The organism is Streptomyces sp. WM4235 (assembly GCF_001279725.1).
Taxonomy (GTDB): Bacteria; Actinomycetota; Actinomycetes; order Streptomycetales; family Streptomycetaceae; genus Streptomyces.
The window spans coordinates 14165-39005 of record NZ_LGDE01000437.1; the positions used below are offsets into that span (position 1 = coordinate 14165).

Here is a 24841-nt window from a genome sequence, read left to right on the forward strand (position 1 = left end):
CGCAATGCAAGGGCGCCCTCAGGTACACGGCTCGGTCATGCAAGCAGGGCCTTCCGCTGACGCGGGGGTGGTCCGAGTGAGCGACACCGCGCCCGAGATGGATGGTCGTGCTCCCCGCCGACGCGGGGGTGGTCCGGGTGTGGGGCTCAGCCGCGTCCGGCTACCGCTCGTGCGATGGGTGCTCGCCCCGCGCAGGACGCGGCAGGCTCGGCGTCTGGACGCCAGCGGCGGTGCTTTCACCGGTTCTACCGGAGGCGCCAGTCGGTGAAGACCTGTTCGACGTCGGCTTTGACGACGTCTCTCAGGTCTTCGTCGTCGTCCGGGGCATCTAGGCCGAGTGCGTAGAGAACATCCCGGTAGTACTGGTAAGTGAAATTCGGGTCGCCCGCCGCCAGCAGGGACGACAGGACCGGCTCGTCGCCAGCCGTGGAATGGTCGATTCGGACCAGCACCTGGACACGTTCGTTGTTGCTGAGAGAGGGAAGCGCGGAGCCAAGCTGGTGCTCCAGTCGGTTCCAGCTGGTCGTTGTCCGCTCCCTCGCCGCCTTCTTCAAGGCTCCGCGGACAGCCGCCGCGGCGGGAACGAGATGTGCTGGCAGCTGGGCAGGATCCGTGATCGTGTCCTGTTGCGGTTGCGCGGCCGGAGACGTTGTCTCGCTCTCTTCCTGCCCTCCCGCGGAGGAGGAGAGGCGTTCCGCCCACTCCTCCACCTTGCGCTGTTCAGCTGTGGTCAGCAGGTCCCCGGCCTCCTTCGCCGCAAGCACCAGCTCCTCAACAAGCTGTTCTTGCTGTGCGGTAGACAGTTCCTCACGGCGTAGACGGCCGGTGATGCTCTGGACCTGGCCCCGTGCTCTGTTGCGCGCTTTGCGCTCCTGGGCCTGTGTCACGAGTGGTGCTTCCCGCTCCTGGACCTGTGCCGCGTGACGCCTTTTCTGCTCTTCGGCATGTGCCGCATGACGTGCTTCTCGTTCTCGGGTCGCGGCCGCTCGGCGTTCGTCTTCTTCCCGGCGTTTCTGGGCAGCGTGCCGACGTGCCTTCCGAAGAAACGTGTCGGCGGCGTCGAGGATGTCCGTCTCCTGCGGCGCGGTGACGTTGTCGCGCAGGAGGAACTTTCTGATCTCTGGAATCAGTGTCGAGACCTCGAAGACGTGACCGTGGCGGACCGCTTCGTCGAGGTCGGCGAAGAGCCGTCGGCGGGCATGGTCCTGCTGGTCGATCCAGTCGTTCGCGTGGTCGATCGCGTGTTGCAGATGCTCAAGCGCCTGCCCCTCACAGCGGGGCACCTGAAGCTCAGCGGTGTCCCTCAACTGACGGACGGCGCCAAACTCCTTCGTTCGTACGGCGGTGTTGATGAGCCGGGTCAGAGCGCCGATCTGTACCGGCCCTTCCTCTTGCTCGCGGCGAGGCCGCGGTAACGGGCTCTGTCCTTCGGCGGCGCGTGCGGCCCGCAGGCGTGTGACAACGGGGGTGATGAGCCGGCCTTGCCCGTCGACGGTGCAGTCCGCAAGCTCGAAGTCCCAGTCGGTGCCCATATGGGGGAGCTCGGTGCCCAGGACCATGACTCGCTGGTTGCCCTCGCTGGCGAACCTGACGCGGTTGACGTAGCCCCGGCGTGCCAGGGTGTAGTCATCGACCCGGACACCGGGGCCGAGGATGATGTCGCCAGTCTCCGCGGCGTCCCAGTCGGGCGGCTCGGTGCTGTCCATGTGCAGGAGCAGCTTGTGGCCGCCCAGCTCGATCTCCACGAGGGAACCGACCGGTGCGTCGTCCCCGCCAAGGTAGCGGTAGCGAGGGGTGTGACCCTGACCGCGCAGCCACGTCTGGGTGGCGGCCCGCACGTACAGGTGGTCCGCGCTCGCGACGCCCCGGGAGCGGCGGCCGCACTGGGGCAGCAGCCCGTCGGGGTCGGGGAAGTGGGCAAAGTGGCTGACGCGGACGTTGCCCCGCCTCGTCAGGAGCTGGCCGCCGCACCCGCCCAGCAGGACCCCGCACCAGAACGTGATCCCGGACAACTCCTCGCGGAACTCGTCGAGATCATCGGGTTCAGTCGGACAGACCACCGGATCATCGGACTCAGGATCCGCCAGAACGGCCGTCTGGATCTGCCGATTGTCAACGCCCATCGCCAGCCCCCTCGCCAGCACAACCCAGCCCTCACGCCCGCAGAACAGCGCCCCGCGGGCAGGAGAGTAGGTAGATCACCTTCAGCCGTCCAGCCTATCGAGAGGGACGGAGAGTTTCCTCGATACACCACAAACACAGTCGAGTGCTCCCCCTGAACGGCACGCGCCGATGCGCAGGAAGAACACCGAGAAAATCTTTGCGGCCGAGCAGCAGCTGAACGGGCTCGCCGATCGCGTTCGTGCCCTGGTGTCGGCCCTCCGGCACCCTCCCGCCAGCCTGCGGTCGCAGCGCTGTGCCTGAAACCCCCCGGATTGACTACCCGCGAGCCCCGGATTCCAACGGTCCGCGATCGTTCAGCGGGTCTTGCCCAGACCGTAGCTCCCCGGGCGCGCCGGTAGTCCACTGTGTCCTGAGCATCCGCGGTCGCAGGTCACGAAAGTCGTTCGGTCGCGGCCCCGGAGATCTACGACGCGTCAGGGCGAGCTGAGCCGGCGGGAGCGTCATGTCGTCGTGGCCGGAAGCGGAGTGCCTCGCACCCGTTCCATCAATTCGTCCTCACCGGTGCTCTGGCCATCGATGTAGAAGGAGCAGGTATGCCGCCACTGGTAGGGAGCGTGCGGTTCGGCGCAGTGACAGAACCGGTGGGGCACGTTCCCCGGTAGGCCCCAGCGCGGGTGGCACAGACGCTGCAGGAGCCGGTCGTGCCAGTGGGCACGAGGGTGGGCAGTTCGGGCGTCGATCTTCCAGCTGTCACCGTCGTCCCAGCACTGGACGCGGTAGAAGGCGGCGACGGTGTGGAAGAGAGCGATACGGCGGAGCAGGGCGCTTCCCACCACGGCCCGCCTGGCTCGGGCACGTTCCAGGCTGGGGTAGGCGTTGAGGGCGGAAGGATTCCAGGGGATTGATCTCCGGGCTCGTCCAGAGCGGTCGCATGCCGTTGTCTTCGCACCAGTGCCGGTGTCGGCGCTCGATCTCCTCCCAGCCCTCCGCCAGTCCGACGGGGAGGGCGAGGACCAGCTCCACGTCCGGCATGAGGTCTTGAACCATGTGCAGTCGCAGTCGCAGTCGCAGTCGCAGTCGGAGCCGCAGCCGCCGGCCGCGGGCCGCGGGCCACGATCCCTGTTACCCGCAGCCCGGGGATGCCGGGCAGTTCGTCGCCGCTGCCGGAGGGGGGAGTAGCGGGCAGCAGGTGACTCAGACAGTGTTCGGGGAAGGAGTACCGCTCCTGGCCCAGGTAGGCATCGAGATGCAGGGTGAGGGACGTGGGGGTGCTGCCGCTCACTGCGGCGATGCCGAGCGGGTGCGCGCACAGATCCGGTGACGTGCCCAGTTGTTCGAGGATGCGGCTCTCAAGCAGCGCCTGCGCCGGCGAGGCTGCGGGGGCCGGATGGCCGGTGGGATGGTCGGCGCGGCGAGAGTGCCCACTGCACTCGGCCCAGTAGCGAAGTTTGCGGGAGTCCCCCGAAGAGCGGCTCACGGCAGTGCCTTCCCGACGTGCCCCGGCCCGATCCCGACACGCCAATGAACACTGACGAACTGCTGACTGTGATCTCGGTGATGCAGGCCGGTGTAATGCCACACTCCTTGCGTTCCGGTACGCCGGATCGGGCGGCGAAAGGAACGTGGCCCGCCTCGGGCCATGCCCGCCCATCATTCACCAAGACCGCAGCACAGGGCGGACACATCGTGCCTGCATCACCTGGATGGGTCGTGCTGGGTGTTCGCTGCCCCAGCGTGCGCAGGAAGCGATCGTACCGGGCCCCTTACAGCAGACAACCGAGCGGACAGCTGCCCGCTTCGCCCTCTGCCGATGGTGCTGGTGAGACAGCTGGCGCCCACCAGCAGTGTCGCGGGGTCGGCGACTCCGCGGGCGGCAGGGTGACATCGGCCATTGGGTTCGATGAAGAAACCGGGGCGCACACCGCGCCGCGGTCCCGACGCCGGCCCGCTCCGACAGGCTCGTGCAGATCAGGGTGTTGCTGCCCGGGCCGGGGCGACGGTCAGAGAATCAAGCAGACGCTCAGGATGCGGTGTTCCCCGCCGACGCGGGGGTGGACCAGCTGAAGCCCGAAAAGACGGGCCCAGTCACCGGCATTCGCTACTACGGCGATGTCGTGATGCGTACTGGCGGCAAGCGCCTGCCTGCGTTCGTCACCCCGGATGTGGCCGGGAGATGAGCTCCTCGTTGTAGTGCACTCCCGGGCCTGAGTTCGGCTCGTGGTACTGCTCCCGGTGCGCCGGGGTCATCATGTCCGTGGCCGGCCCGAGCAGGAACGGTTCGCCGTGGTCGGTCAGGGTGAAGTCGGCCCGTTCGCCGGTCGGCAGGGTGACGGTCACCTCCACCGTCAGGCCGAAGGTGGCCACTTGGGGCACGATGACACCGGCGGTGCCGTACGCGCCCCGGCCGTCCGGGCGCGGCACTCCGTTCAGGCCCGTCGGGCGGAAGGAGAACGGCTCGTCGGTGGCGAGCGGCACGGAGAGGCCGACCCCTTGCCGGGGATGGCCGCGCATGAGGGTGTGGGGACTCAGTTCGGGCGTACCGGCTTGCCTGGCGGCGTGGGTGTGCGGGTTCACGCCGGCGCGGGAGCACGCGTAGCGGTAGCGCTGCTCGGCATCGAGACGGACCGTTGCGAGCCGTACGCGCGCGTCCAGCACGGCCCCCTCCAGGCCGGCGGGGGCGGTGACCACCAGCTGAATCTCGTGATCACCGGCCGGGACGCCTCCGGCGCGCACCACGGATTCGTACATGCGGCGACAGCCCACGCGGCCGAGGCGCGCCTCGCCTCCGACGGCGGCCGCGAGCGGCACGTCGGACTCCGCCTGCCGGCTCTCGGACGCCGGGACCAGCGTGGCCGCCGCGGAGATCCCGGCTCGCGGCGGCTGCGGGTCGCCCGCGGCGCGGGACAGGGGTCGTTGCGCCATGAGCTCCTGGTCGGCGGAGGTGGCGAGGGGGGTTGTCGGCGGTGCGAGCGTGAAGGGCCGGCCGTCGTCGTCCACCCGCACGGTGACCAGCCCGCCGTTCTCCTCCACGTCCAGCTCGACCCACCACGCGCAGGAGCAGGCGGCCGTCATGACGGTGACCAGCCCGGTGGCCGTGCCGCCCGCCCGGACGGGGAGCGGGGCCTCCTCACGGGAGCCGGCCTCGCCCCGGGCGAGGCCGTCCAGGGAGAGACGGACCGGCTGGACCGGCTTGCCGCGGGCCGCGGCCACGGCGGCCAGCCGCTCGTCCGCGACCTGCCCCGCGCACGCGACGTCGTCGCCGCGCGGGAGAGGTACATCCGGCCCCTTGACCACGCGGATCCCCCGGACGAGGGCCCCGCGGGACGGGGACGCACCGACGGAGTAGGCGAGCGTGACCTGCCCGCGGGGTACGGCGCGGGCCCCGGTGGCCCACTGGAACAGCGGGACGCACCCCAGCGCGTCGCGCATCAGCTCGCCCGGAGGCCGCCGGCCGGGCTCCGCAAGCGTGGCCATCCAGGACTCCTCGTTCCCCAGCAGCGGGGCACCGGTCGCGAACGGGCCGGCGGCGGGGGCTGGCGAACGCAGCAGCGTGACGGTGAGGGCGGAGCACAGGGCGAGGACGAGGGCGGCCATGATGACGGTGGAGCGGCGTCGGACTCTCGCCCTCCCGGGCGTCATGCCGCGTTCCACTTGTAGCCGACGCAGTGGAATCCCTGCTTCCAGTCGTCCGTCCCCTGGGCTAGGACAAACGGGCGCCCGGCCTTGTCCACGAGCAGGTGCCGCAGCTGGTCGCCCTGCGTGTAGGTGACGTCGAGTACGAACTCGTAGGCGAGGGCGGAGGCGGACGCGCCCTTCGCGTTGCCCGTCCTGACCTCGATGTCGAAGTAAGCCGGCTCGCCCTGCGCCGCGACCTGGACCTTGGTGCTCGGGTACTGCGCCGTCAGGCGGCGCTCGGCGTCCTGTTCCATGGCTGGCCGCTCCGGAGTGGACAGGTCGAGGAGTACCCGGCTGACCTCGGAACTTCCTTGGGCTCCGCCGCAGTAGTAGAGCGGGCCGGCGGGCGCGGGGCGCGTGCGCTCGATGCGGGCGCGGACGGAGGTGATGGTGGCGGGGGTCCGGGTGAAGTTGGTGAGGATCAGACGGACCCGCATCATGCCGGCGTCGGTCCCGCCCTCGTCGACCATGCGGACGAGGGTCTCCTGGGCGTCGCCGTGGGGCACCGGTTCCTTGTCGTATGCCGAGCCGGGCGCGGACCGCACCAGGTGGCGGTCCTGCATCAGGTCCCACCAGACCTCGGAGCCGGCGGTGATCCGCGGGGCCCCGGGGAGGGATTCGCGTACGGACCAGACGTCGAGGTACGCCGAGACGACCGCGGCGACGACGGCACTGAGCACCATCCCGACGGCCCCCAACCCCACAGCCCGCCACCACCGCCCGCTCAACGCCCCGCCGCCTCCGGCCTCCAACGCGGGCTCCGTTCCCGAGCCGGCCCCGGGCCCAGACTCCTCCAGGGCCTCGTGCGCAGGCTCCGGTTCGGAGCCGGCGACGAGTGCCTCCGCTTCCGCCTCCGCTGCGTTCCCGGGGTTCTCGGGCTCCTGCTCGCTGTGCATCCGTGTCACGGATCCCCCAAGCCTTTTGCCCCGGCACCCCGGGGGACCGCCATGGTGCCGTAACCGAGACGCCGAGCGGAGGCGAAATGCGGCCGATCCGGGAAAGGCCGGTGATATCCCCTAAGGGCTGTCCCTCAATGGTCAAGAAGCTCTCGCTCACGGACACACGGGCTGTGAGAGGAGATCGTGCGCCGCACCGAGCCGACATGAGGTTCGTTCGCTGAGCTCTGAACCGCTGAACCCTCTTGACGGGGGCGCGGCGTAGGGTCGGGGCGCGGCACGCGGTCGGCGGAAAGGGAGCGGTGGATGGCGGGGCGAAGGTCGCCGACGCCGCCCGGGAGTTGTGCACGAGAAGCGAAGCAGTCATGAGCCGCTGGGGACCAGGTAGTCGGCGGATGTAGCGTCCCGTATGTGGAAATCGCTGACCTGACCCCTCTCGAATCCCGCATCCAGTTATCGCCATCGGGCGCGGCGTCAGCGGCCGTGTCGCCCGTCCGTAGATGTTCGACCCGTGCTCGGCGCCCAGCACTTCATCGCCGGCGTCATCGGCTCCGGCGGGTTACGCCGGCGGCGGGGTGGTGGCCCGGTAGCGCTCGACGAGGGCCTCCATTCCGGACAGGCCGGCGTCCACGCCGAGCTGGCGGAGCCAGTCGTCCACCTGCTCCTGGCGCTCGGCGGCGACGCGCAGGTCCAGGGCGGGGTTGGCGCGGAAGACGCCTCCGAACGACGCGCCGGCCCCCGGGATCTCCTGCAGCCCGGTGCTGATCAGGAGGTCGACCACCGGCGGGTCGGCGATGAGGTGGAGCTCACGCGGCTGCGACACGAGGGCGGTGCCGATGTCCGCGATCCGGGCGATCTCCTCGACGACCTTGGGGTCGACGAGGGCTTGCAGCAGGCCGTCGCACAGAACCGCCAGGTCCGGCAGCGGGTAGCGGTGCTCCCAACCCACCTTCCGCAGCGCCACGCCATGGCAGCCGCATTGGGCTCCAACGTCTCACGGACGTGTCAGTACCTTCTGATGAACTGGTTCCAACACCCCGCAACAGCAAGGAGCACAAGTGATATCGGACCCCTACACAGTGGCAGGGAGAAACCTCCGAAGCTTCGTCGCTGAATGGCTGAACGAAGTGGAGAACCCCGAGCCGTCTCGCCGAACGCTTCTCGACCACGCCAACAACCCGTCAGACCCGGATCGCGCGTTTTTCGGCGCCAGCCATGTGATGGAGAACATTGCTCCGCGCGTCTGGGGTGACCTGGGGTCAACCGAAGAGCTCCTGCTGTTCGCGGTAGTGGCCAGCTACGCCCAGGACTTCCCCGAAGCCCCTTGGGATGGCTGCGCAGGCTATGTGCAGCGGGCTTTCGAGCATGTGGGGGAGATTGGTGAGCGGGAGGCCGCGCGGCGCATCGTTGATCGGATCCGTGAGAAGGATGTGCGGAAGAGGGATGATGCGGACCGCATCGCTACGCAACTGAGGAACAGATCCTTGGGGAATGATCCAGGCCGGATCGCCGCGCATGAGAGGGAGATGGCCAAGGCTTCGCACCGCTCCTTGCGTGCTGCGAAGGCGCTCGATCCGCAAGTTGTCGTCTCCCCCTGGTGAACCGCAGGGACTTGGTGACTAAGGCGGCCGAAACCTGTGCAGTCCGCGGTCGAACCATCCCAAGGACAGCAGAACAGATGGACGCCTTCCTCCTGGCTTGCAAACTCCCTGGTCACGTATACAACGAATGGATCGCCGCCTGGCGCAGAGCCAAGAACGTCCCCTCTGTGGAGATGCTCCACTTGCATAGGGAGACGATCCAGTCCGCGATGGCCATCCTTGCCAGGCAAGTGGGGTAAGAGGCGGTCGAACGACCTTGACCTCAACACCAGGACCTTCCCTCCACGCTGAACCCCGTCAGCCCTGCGTTCGCCGGTCCATGCGCCAATGGGCTGCACCATCGGCAACGTGGCCGGACGGTCGATCGGGCCCGGGGTGCCCGCAGGGTCGGCAGGCTGTGGCGGAGCCGGTGCTGAGGCAGGCCGTGTAGGCCCGCGCGCTGGGTACGGAAGCCCCAGCCAGCCAGCCACCCAGGCACCCGCTGAGGCCAGCGCCACGTAAGGGGGATTCTCGGCCATTGCGGGTTCGGAACCGGGCAGCGATCCAGGACAGCCGCGTGTCGCCGCACGGGGCGTCAGATGATCTGCGGCAGCACCACCTGAAAAGGAGTGCGTGGACGTGAGGGGCTCCCTTCCAGCGGCCGCCCCACCCGATCGGACGCAGAGGCATGAGGGGGATCCGTTGGTATTCCGACGTTCCGACAAGCACGAGAATCCGCCTGCCCGGCTCCTGCGCAACTCGGTAGCGACGAAGCCGTCCCGGTTCCTCGGCGGAGAACACAGCGACGGATGGGTGCTCTACCGGTGGGCGACCGAGTTCGGAAAGGTCGTGCTCGCCTACCCCATCGACGACCACTCAATGGTGTTCCCGGACGCGAGCCTGCTGGAGAAGTTCGCGCCCGACGCGGCCGCCCTGGTGGTGGTGGAAGCCGACTACGACATCCTGCACGGCCCGAACCTGGAAGCCGTCGACGCGGAGGAGGGCGAGCGCTACGGGACCGACTGGCAGCGACTGGAGAAGGTATTGGGCACGCCCGCCCCGTACTGGCATCACACCGTGCGGCACCCGGAGCTGATGGCGGCCTGGCGGCCCGGCTCCGCCACCCTCCACGTACCGGCCATCGTCCACCCGGACCCCGCACCACTCCTGCGCCTGGCCGCCGAAGAAGCGGATGGCTCCCACGCGGCCATGGCCGCCCTCGACACCGCCCGCCGCGCCATCTGGTCCACCGCGGAAAGCTGCCGCCAGCAACTCACCGACTACGTCGACTCCAGCGAACACCTCGCCCACATCGCGGTCGCAGCCCGCCCCTTGGTGCCCCAGGAGCCCCCCACCGTCGCGAAGGAGATCCTGCGCGACGGCTGGAGGAGCATCCTCAACCGCACCGACACCCTCGCCGCCGAATGCGCCCGACTCGGACAGGCGCTCGGCGGAGACAAGTACTTCCCCGGCTCCTGCAAAGTCACCGTCGCCCCCTCCTCCTGTGCCCAGGCAGCGAAGTGGGCCTCCCGCCTCCAGCCCAGCCCCCGCGTCGCGCTCGCCGTATACCTCGGCGACAACCGGGACCAGGACATCCTCATCGACCCCGTGACCGACATGCCCGCCGTCCACACCCCCGCCGGAAAGATCGAGACCGTCGCCCCCCAACGGCTCCCGGCACGCTCTCCGCTCGCCATGCTGACCATCGCAGCCGGCTCGGTATGGGTCACGACAACAGACGGAACCGTGTTCCTGGCCCCACAACGCGCCGGCGGATACACCTACGGATACGGAGGCGGAGGGCCAAGGTCCCTGGCGAGCCTCATCGATCTGCTCCTGAACGACATCACGCACCCCGCGCCCGGCTACAGGGGCGACCGGCCGCCGGCCGGACTGGACCACGCCACCGAGAACGGCTGGAAGGACCGCCGTCCTCCGTTCACCCTGACCCGGGCCGAACTCGAAGCGCTGCGCGACGGATAGAAGGGCGAACCCGGCCCTGCCGGTACCGCCCTAACCCCGCCCTGCCCACCAAATCAGGCATGCAGCACACAGGTATAGCCGCACCCAGAACTACCGCTCTACGACGATCCCAGCACATACGCGCGAGTGCCCGCCTCGATACCGGCGGGCCCCAGAGCGAAGGAACCGATCATGACCGACGACGAGCTGCAGCTCGCCGCCCTCCTCAACGACCTTCCCGGCAACCACGACGCCCGGTTCTGGCGGGGACTCAAAGAAGCGGCCGGAATCTACCGCATACGCTCCACGATGTCCTCCGCCGTCCAGGAGGCGCAGGACGGCGACTTCGAACCACTCGCGGAGCTCGTCCTCGACGTCTTCAACCGCGACAGCCGGCTGAAGGCCATCACCGCGGCCCTCGCCACCCACCTCGGCAGCACCCTGCGCGCCCACGCCTGGATCACCGACGCCATCGCAGCCGCTGACCGCGTCAACCGGACCCACGTTGAAGACCCCCTCGACGCACTCACCAACAAGTGGTGAAGACCGCGGCCAAACCGGCCAAGAGAAGCAGGACCCCCCGGGCAGCGCATCCCGCAGTAACCCGTCCAGGAGGAGAAGACCATGGGTAAGGCCAGCCGCGGCAAGAAGCAGCGAAATCGCGACACCGCAGGTACATGGAGTGCCGCCAAGGCAGCCCGCACGGCACATCAGGCGCGGGCGGACACCCGAAGGCTCCTGCGGGACAACGTGTGGGTACTCGCGATGCTGACGTCCAACGTGAACAACCGCATGGCGAAACTGCAGTACTGGGCCACAGCGACGTACCTGAGCAGCATCGGGAAAACCTGGCGTTCGCGATGATGATCGGAAAGCAGGGCTGGAAGCCCCCGTGGCCGCCCGGCCCCGCCCAAGCGGCACGGTGGCAGACCCAGCAGGTCCTTCAACTTCTGGCCCGGGCCGAGGTGCTCGTCATCTCGCCGGCCGCGCACGCGGCGGTCATGGCCGCAGCCTCCACGCTGGAACCCGCCGACGTCGCAACACTCGACAAGGACCGCGACATCCTCATCCCAACCGGCGTGCTGGTACTGCCCGAACCGGTCATCGTGGAGAACCGCGGCGGATCACTCTCCGACATCCGCGCCTTCGGCTGGCAGCCCGTCACCCAGTACCAGGTGCTCCCCAACGCCCAGTACCCCGGCATCCAGCTCACCTGCTTCATGGACCGCGACGGACCCGTCCAGCCCGAGTCCTGGCGCATGGCGGTAGCCCAGGCCCGTGCCACAGGATCGCCCCTGCCTCCGCTCGTCCCCGACGGCATCTACGGGCTACGGGCCGACGGCGCCCTCTCCACCGCGAGCAACGAGCAGCACGCCGAACTATCCGAGCGGCACCGCAGCATGAACACAGCCCTGAACCAAGTCGCCGAGTACAACGCAGTGCCGCCCGAGGAAGGCCAGTGGGACGGCGGGCGGATCGTCGACGTATACGACGACTTCGCCTTCCGCTACGCATTCGCGTTCTGGCGCCTGGCCGCCCAAGGCATCACCGCCCTCGGATCCTCAGCCGAGCCAGGCACGTCCGCGTACGAGGCTCGGCCAGGAGAGGCGCGCCCCGACCCGGACGTACGCGTCATCCGCCTCGCCCACCAGATCCCCGCGCAGCGCTCAGCCGAGGACGAGAGCGGCTCGAGTCGCGCCTACCACCACCGGTGGACCGTGCGGATGCATAAGGTTCGGCAGTGGTATCCCAGCACCCAGGAACACCGGCTGATCTGGCGGGGTCCCTACATCAAGGGCCCGGCCGACGCCCCCTTCATGATCGGCGAGAAGGCCTACGCGGTGGACTGAGGCTCGTCGTCGCCGGCCCTGTCCGGGGGCAGCGGGAAACAACAGCATCCGGTGCCGCCCCCGAGCTGGGCCCCGGACTTGCGCCAGCCTGCCCAGGGCGCCGCAAGTTCTGCCCAGCACACCCTCGGCTCGCAGTGGCGTCAGAGGTATGTCCGATGAGACGAGCATCAAAGTGAGTGGGGCCATCCGTGATCATCTGGCGGCGTTGGCTGCTGAGCACAACACCACGATCGAGGAGTCGTCAGAGCCCTCGCGGCCGCGCAGCCAACCCGGACCGAGTTCGCCTCAGCCCTGGAAGCTGCCCCTGGTGGGCCTGCCCTGGTCATCGGAGAACCGCCCGGGGGACCTCTGCTGCGGCCGGGCCAGAGGAGCGGGCCCTCGAGTGTCGACGGTCACGCATTTCCCCACGATCTACATGATCGGCGTCACGCAATTCCCCACCCCCACGGTCACGCTTCCCCATGGGGATGGCGGGTGCGAGGGGATGCCCAACGGCAGGGCCCGAGCCCGCCTCTCCTTGCCGTTCACATGAACGGCAGGTCGACCGGAGGCCATGGGTACCCCAGTCGCTCGGCATCATGCGAACCTCCCCAGACCTCGGCGGTGGCACGGGGATCGCCAGCGGTCAGCTGAGCTTCTAGGCGCTCAGCCTGGTCTGATGGGTCGTCCGCGGAGATCGGGAGAGTCATCCCGAACTGGATCCAGGGCAGATCCGTATCGGGCCCGTTAGGGGGATGCATCAGGATGACGTGGATTCGGTCGGGTTGCTTGCGGGAGGCCCAGACGTCTTGCAACTCGCAGTCCCACCGGAGGAGCCAGTCCCCGTGTCCCCTCAGCCCCGCCTCAAGCAGCCGCGCAACTGCTCCCGCTGGCCACTCCCAGCTGCGGTCCTCTCCGGCTCGCAGGACTTCGGCCTCGTACTGAGCTGCGGTGAACCGAAGCTCCGGCAGGGCGACGTCCTGGTTGGCCGGGTCGCGCCAGCCCGCCCAGACAACATGATCCCTGTCACGTGTGACCGTCATGTACAGGGCGCCGCAGCACTCCTCCGCGCCGCACCCGGACCAAGCGAGACGAGCCTCGTGGGGTGTCGCGGTGGCATGCAGCGGCCCGCCCCGGTCCAACAGATACCGGGGGCCTACTCCCAGGTACCGGGAGCCTCCCACGCCGCCAGGGCGCACATCAGCCAGAAGATCCTCGCCATTGACGATCGGGCGGACCTCCACCCCACCCTCGTCGGGCGGTGGGCACAGGATGCTCAGGCTGAGAAGGTCCGGTTGCATGGTCATCGGCCAATGTTCGTGGAGCCAGCCACAGCTGTCATGTGAATTCGCGTGGCCCTGCTCGGGTCGGTAGTTCGGGCTGCTGTCAGGCACGCCGGCCTGCGGACACCCAGCCGGAACGTCGGGATGACAGTGTGGGGAATTACGTGATCGTAGCCCTGGGGAATTACGTGACCGTCCACATCGAGGCGGCGGCCGAGCTCGGGCTGGACTACACGGCCGGGCCGGCCGGGCTGTCTGGGACAAGATCCGCGCGCATCAAGGCGGTGCCGGCGCAAGTTCCTGAGCTCGTTGGGGCCGGACACGCGGTCGGCGTCACGCTTCCTGCACCGCGTGAGGTAGGGGCCATGGCGGAGTGGCAGACACCGCTCCGGCGGTGTGAGCCGGCCCTGAACGGAACCAGCTCCCGTCGGCTGGAGCAGGAGGGGCCGGTGTGAAGCCCGCACGCGGGCGGTCAGAAGAACGAACAGGCGCAGCTTCTTGCCGACGATCCGGCCGAGCACCCGGAAAGTGCCGGAGAGACAGCGGATCTGCTCGAAGACATCTATCAGCACCCCAGGGAGACCCGTCCGGCAAGTCCTGTCCGGCCTGCCTCTCCAGAGCGGGCGACGCAGAACCGGATGGACTCCGTGAGAAGGCTCCACACAGATACAGACACGCCCCAGGCCCACTCAGGGCCTGGGGCTTTGGTCTCCAGCCAGGAGGTAGCAGTATGCGCAAGGCCGACATCGGTGTCGCCAGCCGACCGGGACTCAGGACCACCCGTCCAGGAGATGCCCCCGGATCCGCTGACGCGGCGCACGCCTGGACCGCAGCCGGCGGGGCCGTCGGCGCTGCCGTCATCGACGGCATCGGCCACAGCACGGAACTCCACGCCTTGGTCCCCGTACTCGCCGTCGACGCCGCCCGCCGGGCCGCACTGCGCCACCCCATGGCCGGGCTGATCGGAGCCGCCGAGCTCCTGCAAAACCCCGGAGCGCCACGTGGCGGTCCGGACGCGGTCGGCATCACCGCCCGGGTCAGGCCTGAGGGCACGTGGATCGCGTGGGCCGGGGACTGCCGCGCCTACGGACTCGACCCCGACACCGGCATCCTGACCCGGTACACCACCGACCACACCGTCGCCGCCCACTACGCCCAGCAGGGCATGCCCGCCGACGAGGCCGCCGCCTACTCCTCCAATATCACCGTCAGTTTCAGCGACCTCTCCATCGCGGCCTGCAACGAAGCCCCGATCCCCAAGGGCCACACGGTGATCCTCACCAGCGACGGCGTCCACGACCAGATGGACCCCACCACCCTCAACACCCTCGTCCGCGCGCACCACAACGACGCGCAAGCGCTGGCCGAGGCTCTGGTCGCCGCTGCCGAGGACGGCGTCGAGGACGGGCAGCCCTACCGTGACGACGCCACCGCCATCGTCATCCGTCCTCTGCCGGCCCCGCCCGACACCGCATGAGCACCCGGTAGCCTCCGGCACCCGTGTGTTCCTGGCGGCCTCGGCCGCGCCGCGGCGCGCGTAGCGGTTGGACTGCCGCGCTGTCGGTTGTAGGTATAGCCGGGGTCTCGGGCGTCGCCGTCACTCTCGTTCCGTGCCGTTCGCGGTGTGCGCGACGTCTATCACCAGTCGGTCGTCGAGTTGGAGGATCCGGTAGGGCAGTCGGGCGCGCAGGCCGAGGCCGATCTGGGTGCGGCCCTCGAAGCTCGCGCCGAACACGGTGTCCCGGAAAGTGCGGTAACCGGTGACGTCGACGCCGGGCAGCGGCTGCCCGCTCCGGGCGGGGATGGTGGGTGCCATGGTCTGCCGGTCGTAGGCGGGCGAGTCCACGATCACCTCCAGGACCGCGCCGCCGCGTACCGGCAGGGGATGCCCGGAGGCGTCCTGGAGGAGGGCGTCGGTGTAACGGACGTGGTAGCCCACGGGGTTGGCGGGGGAGCTGCCCGGCGCTTCGAACACCAGCCGGTCGAAGCAGGGGTGCTCGCCACTCCTGATGCCACGCAGCTCCGGGGCCTGGGCGGTGGAACGGCCCTCGGCCGGGCTGTCCCACCCGATCGGGCACCTCGTGGCCGGTTGGACGGACCCGGCCGCGGCGGCAGGCAGGGCCGTGGTGGCCGCGAGGACGAGAGCGGCGGGAAGGATGGTCCAACGGCGCATGATCTGCCTCCAGTGGGAGATTGTTGGTTCATGTTGATCGTTGTTGACTCCCGCTTGCCCGGAGGTTCGGGTCGTAGACCTGAACCCGTGAATTTTTTAGAACGACGGGAGGGACCCCCAACCGCCGCGCTCTTGTGGCACGTGTGCCGTCGCCCAACTGGCGGACTGTGGACTGTGCTCGGCTCCGCGGTCAGTAGCAGTCACCTGGAGGATGAGGCGGGGGCCGATCAGGGCTCTACCAACCTCCGCGTCGTCCCAGGTGATGTACGAGTGACAGACCAGCAGGTCCAGATCAGCCCGCCCTCTGCGATTGTGAGCGCAGACGCGGATCCACAGGACATCGACGTTGCCAACCACTCGGTCGTGGACATCGACAGCGGTAAACACAACGGGACAGCAAGCGGGCAGAATTGCGATCGTATGAATGCAGCATCTCTCCCAGCGCTCGCAGCCACTCGGGGCATCTCCGCGGCAAAGGACCGCAAGCCGATCCGATCGCGTGTCCGCCATGGCAGCCCCTCCTGCGCCGACTACGGCTGCACACGCCCCGAGTGCACAGCCGCCGCGCGCCGGGACCGCGCCCGCCGTACCAGCGAACTGAGGGCTGGCCGACCCGCCCGAGTCCCGGCGACCGATGCCGCCACCCGTGCCCGCCAGTTGCAGGAGACCGGCCTGTCGGCCACCGACATCGCCGAGATCTCAGGCATCGCCGTCACCCTCGTGCGACGCCTGCTCCGCCCGGCCGGGGAACGGCCGGCCGTCATTCACCGCGTCACCTCGGAAGCCATCCTCGGCATCCCCCTGAACAGCGCTCTCAGGCGAGATCGCCTCCTGCCGGGACTGGTCGACGTGGACAGGGCCGCGACCAGCCTGCAGGAGCTCGCCGAACGAGGATGGCCGACCAGCTTCCTGGCCACCCGGTTGGAAACCACACCGCACACCCTCGCCGCCATCCGCGGCCGAGAACGCCGCCGCCTGACCCTCGCCCTGGACCGCAAGATCCACCGCCTCGCCGCGCTCCTGCTCGCGAGCGAACCGGCGGATCACGGCATCGCCGAGCACCGAAGCCGCCGGACGAGAACCGCCGCCCTGCGACGAGCCGCACTGGTGCGACCCAGGGCCATGGTGCTGCGGGAGCAGCCGCCAACGAGCGGCTGACCGCCGAGGGCCGTGCGGAGCAGGCCACCGGCGACGCCCGCCAGGCCAAAGAGAAGGTCAAGGACGTCTTCAAGCACTGATCGACATACGTCAGGGCACTCCGGCCTGGTTCATGCGGCGGCAGGTTCAGGCCGGCGCAGTTCGGCCTGGTCAAAGAGGAGGGCGTAGCCGCCGGGAAGTCAGCGCAGCATGCGGGCGAGGAGGTCGGGTCCGGCCAGGCGGGGGACGACAGCGAAGACGGCGCCGGGGTCCCAACGGGCGACGGCCGGGGTGGCGCCGGTGCGGCGTGCGGCGACATCGCCGTCCCCGAGGGCGCCGGCACCCGTGTGCTCGCCCCGGCGCAGGAGGCCTGGCGCTTCGGGTACGAACGCGAGCTGCGCCGTGTCCTCGTACCGGAGTGGGAGGGCGTCGACCCCACGTACCCGCTGCGCGGCACCTACCCGGCCGACTACTTCTACGAGGTCCAGGACATGGACCGGGCGGGGGCCACCGCCCGGCTCGAGGTGGTCGATGTCGACGCGGTCGGTTGTCTGGTCGTCGTAGTAGCTGTACCAGCTGCCTCCGCTGAAGGTGCATCGTCCTGTCACGGCGGGGGCTTGGAGGGCCTCGGCGCGCATGACTTCCGCCCGGGTGTTGCAGCCTTCGTGGTCCGCGTTGATCCAGTTGCCGAATTGCCGCTGTCGGTCGTAGCCCTCGCGGACGCGGAACGCCTTCGGCCCGGACCCGGGCGGCATGGATTCGAGCTTCCAGTCCGGTGGTGGGGGGCCCACCGGCGTCGCCGCTCCCAATCCCGCCCTGTTTCCCGTTAAGGGGGCTGCTCAGACGCTCCTCGCACCCGCGTGGACCTTTGAGTGTTCAGGGCAGCGGAACGAAGCATTCCTGTGATGGAAACAGTTTGTTTACGTTTGATTGTGATGTTTTTTGGTCAAAGAAGGTGTGGGCGCGTGGGATGTTTTCGCAGGTTGGAGACCAAGTCGAGCCTCGGTCCAGCTTGGGGCGTGGCTGGTTTTGTGTCGACGGATGATCGTTTGGTGGGTAGCGTCCTCCGCGCCGGACACCCGAGGGAGGGGTGTCGAGCGTGGATCGCTCTTTGACCAGGGCGGTTCCGGAAAGCAACCGGGGGATGGAAATGCGGAGGGCCTTGCTCAATTTCGCTGGCTTTCCAGGTTCCTTTTTCTGGATTTTTCTCCTTCGTGGCAACGCGGAGCGCGAGAAACTCCGTTTTCAGGGAACCGCTTCCGCTCACCGCATCTGACCAGTGCGGCCTGAACGAGGATTTACGTGTCCAATATCACCCTTTCCGGGCCGAGATGGGGAACCCAGGGGGACGTGGGGGCCGGCCATGCCGCTGTCCTGCTCTGTGAGCTTCTGCCCGTTCTTCGACGTCGCGCGTCCTTCATGGCTTCCTCGCAGACTGCGGAGGACGCAGTCCAGTCGGCGTGCGTGAAGCTCTTGAACAACTCCGCCGCCTTGGTGCGACACCCCAACCCGCAGGCCTACGCGCTACGTGCGGTCGCCACGGCCGTGTACGACCTGCGGCGTAGGCAGGGTCGTGAGACGGCGGTCGCGGAGTTGCCCGACGCGCCGGTCGATGACTGCGCCATCGAACTGTGCGAAGCCGACTGGGAGGCCGCGCGGCTGCTGTCGTTGCTCTCTCCGGGGCAGGCGCACGCCGTTCGGCTGGTTGACATCGAGGGGCACAGTATCGACCGAGCCGCCGAGATTCTCGGGGTGCACCGAGGCACCGTTTCGCGCGCCCGGGACCGAGGGTTGCGTCGACTGCGCGGTGAAATATCTTTCGGCGGGTGTCATACGGGAGCCACCGCCCGAGCGTTTACATAGTGAAGGGCGCGGCCTGGAATTCCGGCTTCCGTTCCTTCCCATGCATGAATCGGAACATTGAGAAAGGTTTCTCTTATGGAGATTGCAGTCCGCAAGCCCGCACGCCTTGCCCGTACCGGTGTGGTTGCTTCCGGTCTCGGCCTGGCGGGTGTGGCCGGTGGTGCTCTGAGCACCTTCATCGTCGCGGGCATCCTCAGCTCCGCCGGAATCGGCTCGGCAGCCATCGCGGCGAAGATCGTGGACGCGGTCATCGCCGGCCAGACGGCCGCGGCCGTCATAGGCGCCCTGCTGGGCGGGGGCCTGGGTACGGCCGCGATCGGCTCCATCGTGTGGGCGATCAAGTTCTTCGGAAGGAAGAAGGCCGTTGCCTGATCCGTCTCTCCCGGCGGATACCGACGGGCCGACTCGCACCAATCGAGTCGGCCCGTCGGGCACCGCCCGACTCTAATGGAGGAGCTCCACCCGTGACAGTACGACTTCGAGAGACCGGCACTACGGGTGTGCGGCCCTTGGGCGCGCTGCTGCCCTCGTTGCCGCGCGGTGCGTGGATCCTCGCGTCGACCGCGTTGCTCGGGTTCGTCATGATCGGCTGGCTGGCGTCATCTGGCACGACCTTCCCCATAAGCCAAGGTCAGGAGACCCACCGGCCTTGGGGAATGGTGTGGCAGATCTTCGCCCACAACACCGGGGCCTCCCTTCTCCTGTTCGCCGGAGTCGCCACCGGAGGCATCGCCACCCTGGCATCCCTCCCCGTGCTCGGGATGTACATCGGCACGGTTGTCCGTGCCACGAGCAATTCCATAGGTATGCATGCCGCTTCGGAGATTCTCGCGACGTACTTCGTCCTCGAGTTCATCGGACTGGCGCTCTCCGCGGTCTGCGGGGTCGCGCCGTTGCTCGCATGTGTCTCCTGGTGGCGCCGGCGCAGCGGGGACGGGCCGGTGCCGAAACGGGAGGTGATCCGGGTGTATCTGGATTCGGCCGGCCGAGCGCTGCGCTGGATGGTTCTTGCCGAGCTGGTCCTGCTTCTCGCGGCCTGGCTGGAAGTATTGGGAGGTATACCACGATGACCGCTTCGGCTCTCAACGCAGGGGCGCCCGCCCCGCTCGCGCCCGAACCGGCGCAGACGGCCTCCGTTCGGCCCCGTAAACGACGCCCGCACTGGGGCTTACTGACGCTGGGATTGGTGAATTGGCTGCTCGTCACGGTCTCGGTGTGGTCGCGCAGGGACTTGGTCCGCGCTCAGATCGACGCTCAGCAGCCGCCGATCGACCCGGAATTCAAGGGAGTGGCGACGGCGTCCGGGCTGGTGGTCCTTTGCCTCGGTTTCGTCGTTGCCCTTCTCCTGGTGCAATACCTGGCGCGTCTGGCCGACCAGTGGATCGCGCGCCTGTGGGGGCTTGACGAGGGCAGTGCGTCGATCGCCGCCCGATTGTCGGTGGCCCTGACCGCCATGGCCGCACTCGTGTCATACCTATGGTTCGCCGAGGACGCGGCCCCCTTCGGGAGTGCCATTCCTTTCTGGTGCGTTCCGGTGTTCGCGGCCATCGCCCATCTCCCCGACGCGAAGAAGTGGTCGGCCTCGGCTGTGCCGGGCAAGGCCGTGAGCACCGCGGTGGCTGTGGCACTGTCGGTATGCGTCCTCGTAGCGATGGGGCGGTAAAGGAGCGATGCGCAATCACGGAACGTCTTTCAAGCGCAGTTCTGGTGCGATGACCTTCGCACTGCTGCCGTCCTGGGTCGCTGTCGTGGGTCTGCTCGCCTCGACGGTGTGGGGCTGGGCTACCTGGAGCGAGCCGGTCTCGATGGAGACGACCAACACCGCGGGCGTGACCCTGCTCGCCCACGGCCTGACGGTGGGGACAACGGTCCTTGGCGCGGTGGCGACGCTCTTCCTGTTGTTCCCCAGGGTGTTCCCGGGGGCCCTGGCGATTCTGCTCTTCCTCGCCGGGGTGGTGCAGATCTTCAACTGGCAGGTCGCCAGGGACCTTTCGGGTGGAATGCTGTACTGCGCCCTGGCGGTGCTATGCGTCGTTGCCGCAGTGGCGAGCCTGCTTGCGCCGGGTCAGCTGCCCGCCAAGTCTGCGGGGAAGAATGCTCGCTGATACCTGGGGCGCGGTCCGGTTCGTCGTCACCGCCGACGGGCTGCACTTCTGCTACCGCAACGGGCTGCGTCCCTCGGCGCGGACCGTTCTGTGGGGCGGCGCGGCCGCCTGCGCCGGTGCCCTGATCCTTGCGGCACCGGTTGGCGCCGTCGCCGGGATGGTGGCGGCCCGGCTCGGCCGCGTCCTGGAGTTCGACTCGGCCGGTTTGGAGGGCCTGGTCCTTGGGATCGTGGCACTGCGCGCAATGGCCGCCATCGCGTCGGCAGGCACCCGGCGGACCCGACTGCGCGTCTTCATCCCCGCGGACCTGCCGGTGCTTCGTGGGCTGGACATACCGCTGCACGCCGTCCTCCTGGGGCGCGTTGCCTGGCCAGGACTGCTGCGGCAGCTCGTGACCGCACTCGCAGCCATGGGCGCGCTGTTCGGCATCGCACTGATGTCGGACCTGTCAGTCGGCGCCGGACCATTGGTGACCATCGCCGCCTTCGCGCTGAGCGGTGCAGTGGCGCCGGTCGCGCTTGCGGGCTGCCCTCCACGCCCGGCGTCCCGCGAGCCCCGCCTCCTTGGCTTGGCCATCGGCTTGGCCGTGGCCGCGGGCTTCGGCGGCCTGGTCGGCGCGGCCGCCGCCCGCGCCCTGCGGCTCGCCGAGTCGTTGGGACCAGCCGCGCTGTGGCGCCACGCCGATCATCTTGCGCAGCAATCGGGCGCGTATCTGGCTACGTGGGGCATCGCGGCCTCGACGGTCCTCGTGGTGGGCGCCCTGCTCTGGTACCGGCTGCGGCGGGCGCCCGGACAGTGGCAGCCGGATGCCGCGCCGGTGAGTGGTTCGGCGCCCGTCCGTGCCGCACGGGCCCCCAGGTACCCGCTCCTCACCGTCGTACCGCGCACGATGGCCCGGGGCACACAGGGCATGGCGGTGGCACTGCGCCGCGCCCTGTACGCCATCGCGCTGGCGGGTATCGCCTCGGTTGGCGCCGGATGCCTCGCACCGGGTCTCCTGGTGGAACTCACCGGCGGCAACGACCGGCTGGCCGGCGGTGGCATACTGCTCGCCGCCGCCACGGTGATCACCGTACTGTCCGGCTCGGTGGCCGGCCCCGGGGTCCTCCTGCGGCAGCTGCGCTGGGCATGCGAGCAGGGCCATGCGAAGCGGCAGCTCGCGCGGAGCCACATCGTAGGCCTGCTCATACCGGTGGCCCTGGCCATGGTCCCGGCCTGCGCCGGGGTCGGACTGCTGGCCGCCTCGCCGGTCCCGGCGTTGTACGGCCTGACTCTGGCCGTCGCGGCCACCGCGGGAGCGGTGCTGGGCGACTTGGTCGAGACCGGCCGTCAGGAGAACCCGGACGGCACCGGCGACACGGGAACCCTGGGCGGCATCGTCTGCGTGGCCACCATCGGCGCGGCCACCGCACCTTGGCTGGCCCCCGTGCCCGTCGCCTCGGCCGCTGGGCCGCTGACCGCCCTCGGCTGCCTGACCCTGGCCGACCGCATACTCCGCAGAAAGATCATTCCGTGACTGTTTGCCACTTCGCGGCGGTGACCGCCGGCTACCGCGAGAGCACACCCGTACTGACCGACCTGTCCTTCTGTCTCGGCACCGGCGTGACACTGATAAGCGGCCCCAACGGCACCGGCAAGTCCACCATCGTGGAACTGATGTCCGGGGCGCTCAGGCCGTTCACCGGCACAGTCTCCGTCCATGGCCTCGCCGCCCACGACCCACGGCTGCGCGGCCGGCGCACCGTGTGCCGCAGCAGCCCCGCGCTCTATCCCGCGCTCACCCTCGCCGAACACGTCGACCTGCTCAGGCCGGTACGAGACGTTCGGGACGACGAGTTGCGCGCCCGCACGACGGCCTACGGACTCCGGTCCTGGTGGAACACCCCCACCAGTGAACTGTCCACCGGCAACCTGCGCAAGGCGTGGATCATACTGACCACGATCGAGCCCGCCACCTTCATCGTCCTCGACGAACCCTTCAACGGCATGGACACCGAAGGCGTGACCGCGCTGCTCGCGGAATTGGGTCAATGGCACAGCGAAGGCCGTTCGGTCGTTGCCGTCGCCCACCACCCGCCGCAGGAACTCGAAGATCTGGCGACCACGATCGTCAAGCTGAGCCCCCCGGACCCGCTCGACAAACACGGCGAACGCCTCCCGCAGACGACCATCGGGGACACGACATGATCGAAGTCAGACATCTCACCAAGAGTTACGGCAGCAGACTCGCGCTCAACGACGTCTCCTTCGACGTGCCGCCCGGATCGGTCACCGCGTTCCTCGGGCCCAACGGCGCGGGCAAGTCGACCGCCATGCGGATTCTTCTGGGCCTGGACCGGCCCACCGGCGGCACCGCCACCATCCACGGTGTCCCCTACCGCGAACTGCACCGCCCGCTCACCGTCGTCGGAGCCCTCCTGGAATCCCGCGGCGCACACCCCCGGCGCAGCGTACGGTCACACCTGACCGCGCTGGCCCGCGGCAGCGGCCTTCCCAAGCACCGGGTAACCGATGTGCTGGAACTCGTCGGTCTCGCGACCGTAAGCCATCAGCCGACCGGCCGGCTCTCTCTCGGCATGAGCCAGCGCATGGGCATAGCGGCCGCGCTACTCGGCGACCCGGGGACCGTCATCCTGGACGAGCCAATGAACGGCCTGGACCCCGCCGCGATCATCTGGTTGCGCGGCCTGCTCACCGACCTGGCGACGCAGGGCCGCACGGTGCTCGTCTCGAGCCATCTGATGAACGAACAGGCACTGCTGGCCGATCGGATCATCGTCATCGGACGCGGCGAGATCCTCGCGGCCGGACGTACGCGCGAGCTGGTGTCCCGCTACTCGCCCGACCGGGTTCGGATCCGGACCACCGAACATCACCACGCGCAGCTCCAGCATGCGCTCCGGGCTGCGGGGGGTACGACGCACCCGCACCCGCAGCACACCCTGGAAGTCACCGGTCTGCCGCCGGAAACCGTGGGCGCCCTGATCGCCCGGCACGGCATCACCGTCTACGAACTGACACCCCAGGGCGTGTCATTGGAGGAGGCGTTCATGCGCTTGACCACCCCGGACAATGAATTCGCCGCCCGGACCACGAGCGGTCGGGTCGCATGATGAACGCAGCAGCCCCTACCCCCTCGGTCATGATCCCGCCAGCGACGCCCGGCACGGCCGACGTCACACTCCGCGGACTTCTGGACGCCGTGCGCATGGAGTGGACGAAGCTCCTCTCGCTGCGCTCATACCGCCTACTGCTGGCCCTCACCGCACTGGTGACCGTAACGTTCGGAACCATTTTCACTCTCATCGCCGCCACCACCGACCTGGCGAGCAGGGCGGACCTGGGCGACCCCCTGGAGATGTCCTTCGTCAGCACGGGACTGGCTCGCATTACCGTGCTCGTGCTCGGCGTCCTGCTGATCACCTCCGAGTTCGGCTCCGGCCAGGCGCTCAGCACCTTCACTGCGGTACCCCGGCGATGGCAGGTGCTGGCTGGCAAGGCGACAGTACTGTCGGGAACCGTTCTCGTCGTGGGGACCCTGTCCGCCGCGGCATTGCTCGCCGTCGCCCGCGTGCTATTCGCCCAACACGGCATCACGGTGACCACGTCTACGGAAACCCAGGTCCGGCTCGTATTCGGTTCCGGCCTGCAACTCGCACTGAGCGCCCTGATGGCACTCGGTCTAGGCGCCCTCATCCGCTCCAGCGTGGGCGCGATCGTCAGCGTGTTGGCGGTGTTCCTCGTGCTCCCCACCCTCAGCTTCACACTGGGGCGCGTACAGCCTTACCTCCCCGGTGCCACCGCCTCCTCCCTCACGACCGTCGACGCACTGCCCGGACACCTCTCCCCCGTGCTCGCACTCGTGGCGACGCTCGCTTGGACCGGGACGATCCTGACTGCCGGCGCCGTGTCCTTGGAGAAGAGGGCCATTTGAGCCGGTCGGGGCGGCTCCGGCCCAGCATGGGCGGAGGCGGTGCGCTGCTGCTCTTCGAGGAGCAGCGGTAGTCGGGGTGCATCGCCTTGAAGTGCCGCCCTCGACCCGGGTGAGCCAGGACCTTCCGTGGTACCTGGGCATGGTGGAGCGGACCATCTCGCTCATCGCGTCGCGAAGTACGTACTGACTTCAGCTCGTTGGGGTGAATCGTTGCGAAGTCCCTGATGGGTGTGGGTGGGTGGCTGTATCCGTGGTGTGTGAAATATGCGGATGGGGGCGG

The 24841-nt window shown here is 68.8% G+C and carries 22 protein-coding genes and 1 pseudogene; 17 read left to right on the forward strand and 6 right to left on the reverse strand.

The annotated features are described in order from the left end of the window. Window positions 1–245: 245 nt before the first annotated feature. The 4 genes from ADK55_RS28540 to ADK55_RS28560 all read right to left on the reverse strand — a co-directional run bounded on the left by ADK55_RS28540 (window position 246) and on the right by ADK55_RS28560 (window position 7659). The gene (locus ADK55_RS28540; RefSeq protein WP_159041577.1) at window positions 246–2123 is read right to left on the reverse strand and encodes a hypothetical protein; all 1878 of its coding nucleotides are present in this window, start codon (window positions 2121–2123) and stop codon (window positions 246–248) included. A 2152-nt stretch (window positions 2124–4275) separates the two neighbouring features. After that, window positions 4276–5763, reverse strand: a complete 1488-nt coding sequence (locus ADK55_RS38830; protein WP_159041578.1) for a hypothetical protein — start codon at window positions 5761–5763, stop codon at window positions 4276–4278. Continuing rightward, window positions 5760–6695, reverse strand: a complete 936-nt coding sequence (locus ADK55_RS28555; RefSeq protein WP_053682688.1) for a hypothetical protein — start codon at window positions 6693–6695, stop codon at window positions 5760–5762. The genes ADK55_RS38830 and ADK55_RS28555 overlap by 4 nt, the downstream gene beginning before the upstream one ends. Window positions 6696–7254: 559 nt before the next feature. Continuing rightward, window positions 7255–7659 carry a hypothetical protein gene (locus ADK55_RS28560; RefSeq protein ID WP_234350289.1) on the reverse strand — a complete coding sequence of 135 codons (405 nt, stop codon included), beginning with the start codon at window positions 7657–7659 and terminating at the stop codon, window positions 7255–7257. 94 nt (window positions 7660–7753) lie between these two features. On the opposite strand from ADK55_RS28560, the gene ADK55_RS28565 reads away from it, so the two are divergent. From ADK55_RS28565 to ADK55_RS28595, 6 genes are all read left to right on the forward strand, one after another. Continuing rightward, entirely contained in the window at window positions 7754–8296 is a 543-nt protein-coding gene (locus ADK55_RS28565) for a hypothetical protein (RefSeq protein ID WP_159041579.1), read from the forward strand. 681 nt (window positions 8297–8977) lie between these two features. Then, a complete protein-coding gene (locus ADK55_RS28570; protein ID WP_053682690.1) occupies window positions 8978–10258 on the forward strand; it encodes a hypothetical protein in 1281 nt (426 codons plus the stop codon). A gap of 171 nt (window positions 10259–10429) precedes the next feature. Beyond that, window positions 10430–10780 carry a hypothetical protein gene (locus ADK55_RS28575; protein ID WP_053682691.1) on the forward strand — a complete coding sequence of 117 codons (351 nt, stop codon included), beginning with the start codon at window positions 10430–10432 and terminating at the stop codon, window positions 10778–10780. 81 nt (window positions 10781–10861) lie between these two features. Continuing rightward, on the forward strand, window positions 10862–11101 hold the full coding sequence (locus ADK55_RS40170) for a hypothetical protein (RefSeq protein ID WP_159041580.1): 240 nt from the start codon (window positions 10862–10864) through the stop codon (window positions 11099–11101). Then, on the forward strand, window positions 11098–12087 hold the full coding sequence (locus ADK55_RS28580) for a hypothetical protein (RefSeq protein ID WP_053682692.1): 990 nt from the start codon (window positions 11098–11100) through the stop codon (window positions 12085–12087). The genes ADK55_RS40170 and ADK55_RS28580 overlap by 4 nt, the downstream gene beginning before the upstream one ends. A gap of 1992 nt (window positions 12088–14079) precedes the next feature. Further along, entirely contained in the window at window positions 14080–14826 is a 747-nt protein-coding gene (locus ADK55_RS28595; protein WP_053682695.1) for a SpoIIE family protein phosphatase, read from the forward strand. 120 nt (window positions 14827–14946) lie between these two features. Here ADK55_RS28595 and ADK55_RS28600 read toward each other — a convergent pair whose 3' ends face one another. Further along, window positions 14947–15522 (reverse strand): AMIN-like domain-containing (lipo)protein, encoded by a 576-nt coding sequence (locus ADK55_RS28600; protein WP_053682696.1) that lies wholly within the window; start codon window positions 15520–15522, stop codon window positions 14947–14949. Between the two features lie 270 nt (window positions 15523–15792). Here ADK55_RS28600 and ADK55_RS39320 point away from each other — a divergent pair, with 270 nt between their 5' ends. Then, entirely contained in the window at window positions 15793–16680 is an 888-nt protein-coding gene (locus ADK55_RS39320; protein ID WP_199826652.1) for a hypothetical protein, read from the forward strand. Continuing rightward, window positions 16665–16760, forward strand: a pseudogene (locus ADK55_RS40785) (CsbD family protein); the annotation flags it as partial. The gene ADK55_RS39320 and the pseudogene ADK55_RS40785, both read left to right, overlap by 16 nt. 99 nt (window positions 16761–16859) lie before the next feature. Here ADK55_RS40785 and ADK55_RS40175 read toward each other — a convergent pair. Further along, a complete protein-coding gene (locus ADK55_RS40175) occupies window positions 16860–17414 on the reverse strand; it encodes a hypothetical protein (RefSeq protein ID WP_053682698.1) in 555 nt (184 codons plus the stop codon). A gap of 595 nt (window positions 17415–18009) precedes the next feature. Between ADK55_RS40175 and ADK55_RS28615 the strand changes: the two genes are divergently transcribed. The 9 genes from ADK55_RS28615 to ADK55_RS28655 all read left to right on the forward strand — a co-directional run bounded on the left by ADK55_RS28615 (window position 18010) and on the right by ADK55_RS28655 (window position 24561). Then, window positions 18010–18522 (forward strand): RNA polymerase sigma factor, encoded by a 513-nt coding sequence (locus ADK55_RS28615; protein WP_053682699.1) that lies wholly within the window; start codon window positions 18010–18012, stop codon window positions 18520–18522. Window positions 18523–18597: 75 nt separating this feature from the next. Then, window positions 18598–18894, forward strand: coding sequence for a hypothetical protein (locus ADK55_RS38840; RefSeq protein ID WP_159041582.1), 297 nt, complete (start codon window positions 18598–18600; stop codon window positions 18892–18894). 137 nt (window positions 18895–19031) lie between these two features. After that, on the forward strand, window positions 19032–19592 hold the full coding sequence (locus tag ADK55_RS38845; RefSeq protein ID WP_159041583.1) for a stage II sporulation protein M: 561 nt from the start codon (window positions 19032–19034) through the stop codon (window positions 19590–19592). Between the two features lie 116 nt (window positions 19593–19708). After that, on the forward strand, window positions 19709–20185 hold the full coding sequence (locus ADK55_RS28630) for a hypothetical protein (protein ID WP_159041584.1): 477 nt from the start codon (window positions 19709–19711) through the stop codon (window positions 20183–20185). 7 nt (window positions 20186–20192) lie between these two features. Beyond that, window positions 20193–20627 (forward strand): sodium-dependent bicarbonate transport family permease, encoded by a 435-nt coding sequence (locus ADK55_RS28635; RefSeq protein ID WP_107089335.1) that lies wholly within the window; start codon window positions 20193–20195, stop codon window positions 20625–20627. Next, window positions 20617–22143 (forward strand): hypothetical protein, encoded by a 1527-nt coding sequence (locus tag ADK55_RS38850; RefSeq protein ID WP_053682704.1) that lies wholly within the window; start codon window positions 20617–20619, stop codon window positions 22141–22143. Before ADK55_RS28635 ends, ADK55_RS38850 begins: the two co-directional genes overlap by 11 nt. Continuing rightward, entirely contained in the window at window positions 22140–22814 is a 675-nt protein-coding gene (locus ADK55_RS38855) for an ABC transporter ATP-binding protein (protein WP_159041585.1), read from the forward strand. Before ADK55_RS38850 ends, ADK55_RS38855 begins: the two co-directional genes overlap by 4 nt. After that, the gene (locus tag ADK55_RS28650; RefSeq protein WP_053682706.1) at window positions 22811–23740 is read left to right on the forward strand and encodes an ABC transporter ATP-binding protein; all 930 of its coding nucleotides are present in this window, start codon (window positions 22811–22813) and stop codon (window positions 23738–23740) included. The genes ADK55_RS38855 and ADK55_RS28650 overlap by 4 nt, the downstream gene beginning before the upstream one ends. 29 nt (window positions 23741–23769) lie before the next feature. Next, window positions 23770–24561 carry an ABC transporter permease gene (locus ADK55_RS28655; RefSeq protein WP_053682707.1) on the forward strand — a complete coding sequence of 264 codons (792 nt, stop codon included), beginning with the start codon at window positions 23770–23772 and terminating at the stop codon, window positions 24559–24561. Window positions 24562–24841: the final 280 nt, after the last annotated feature.

Coding starts and splice junctions, on each gene's coding strand:
- ADK55_RS28540 (WP_159041577.1), bottom strand. CDS start 2,123: ATGGGCGTTGACAATCGGCAGATCCAGACGGCCGTTCTGGCGGATCCT.
- ADK55_RS28655 (WP_053682707.1), top strand. CDS start 23,770: ATGATCCCGCCAGCGACGCCCGGCACGGCCGACGTCACACTCCGCGGA.
- ADK55_RS40170 (WP_159041580.1), top strand. CDS start 10,862: ATGGGTAAGGCCAGCCGCGGCAAGAAGCAGCGAAATCGCGACACCGCA.
- ADK55_RS28580 (WP_053682692.1), top strand. CDS start 11,098: ATGATGATCGGAAAGCAGGGCTGGAAGCCCCCGTGGCCGCCCGGCCCC.
- ADK55_RS28575 (WP_053682691.1), top strand. CDS start 10,430: ATGACCGACGACGAGCTGCAGCTCGCCGCCCTCCTCAACGACCTTCCC.
- ADK55_RS40175 (WP_053682698.1), bottom strand. CDS start 17,414: ATGCCGCCCGGGTCCGGGCCGAAGGCGTTCCGCGTCCGCGAGGGCTAC.
- ADK55_RS28600 (WP_053682696.1), bottom strand. CDS start 15,522: ATGCGCCGTTGGACCATCCTTCCCGCCGCTCTCGTCCTCGCGGCCACC.
- ADK55_RS28635 (WP_107089335.1), top strand. CDS start 20,193: ATGCGCAATCACGGAACGTCTTTCAAGCGCAGTTCTGGTGCGATGACC.
- ADK55_RS28555 (WP_053682688.1), bottom strand. CDS start 6,695: ATGCACAGCGAGCAGGAGCCCGAGAACCCCGGGAACGCAGCGGAGGCG.
- ADK55_RS28650 (WP_053682706.1), top strand. CDS start 22,811: ATGATCGAAGTCAGACATCTCACCAAGAGTTACGGCAGCAGACTCGCG.
- ADK55_RS38850 (WP_053682704.1), top strand. CDS start 20,617: ATGCTCGCTGATACCTGGGGCGCGGTCCGGTTCGTCGTCACCGCCGAC.
- ADK55_RS38830 (WP_159041578.1), bottom strand. CDS start 5,763: ATGACGCCCGGGAGGGCGAGAGTCCGACGCCGCTCCACCGTCATCATG.
- ADK55_RS28595 (WP_053682695.1), top strand. CDS start 14,080: ATGCGCAAGGCCGACATCGGTGTCGCCAGCCGACCGGGACTCAGGACC.
- ADK55_RS38840 (WP_159041582.1), top strand. CDS start 18,598: ATGGAGATTGCAGTCCGCAAGCCCGCACGCCTTGCCCGTACCGGTGTG.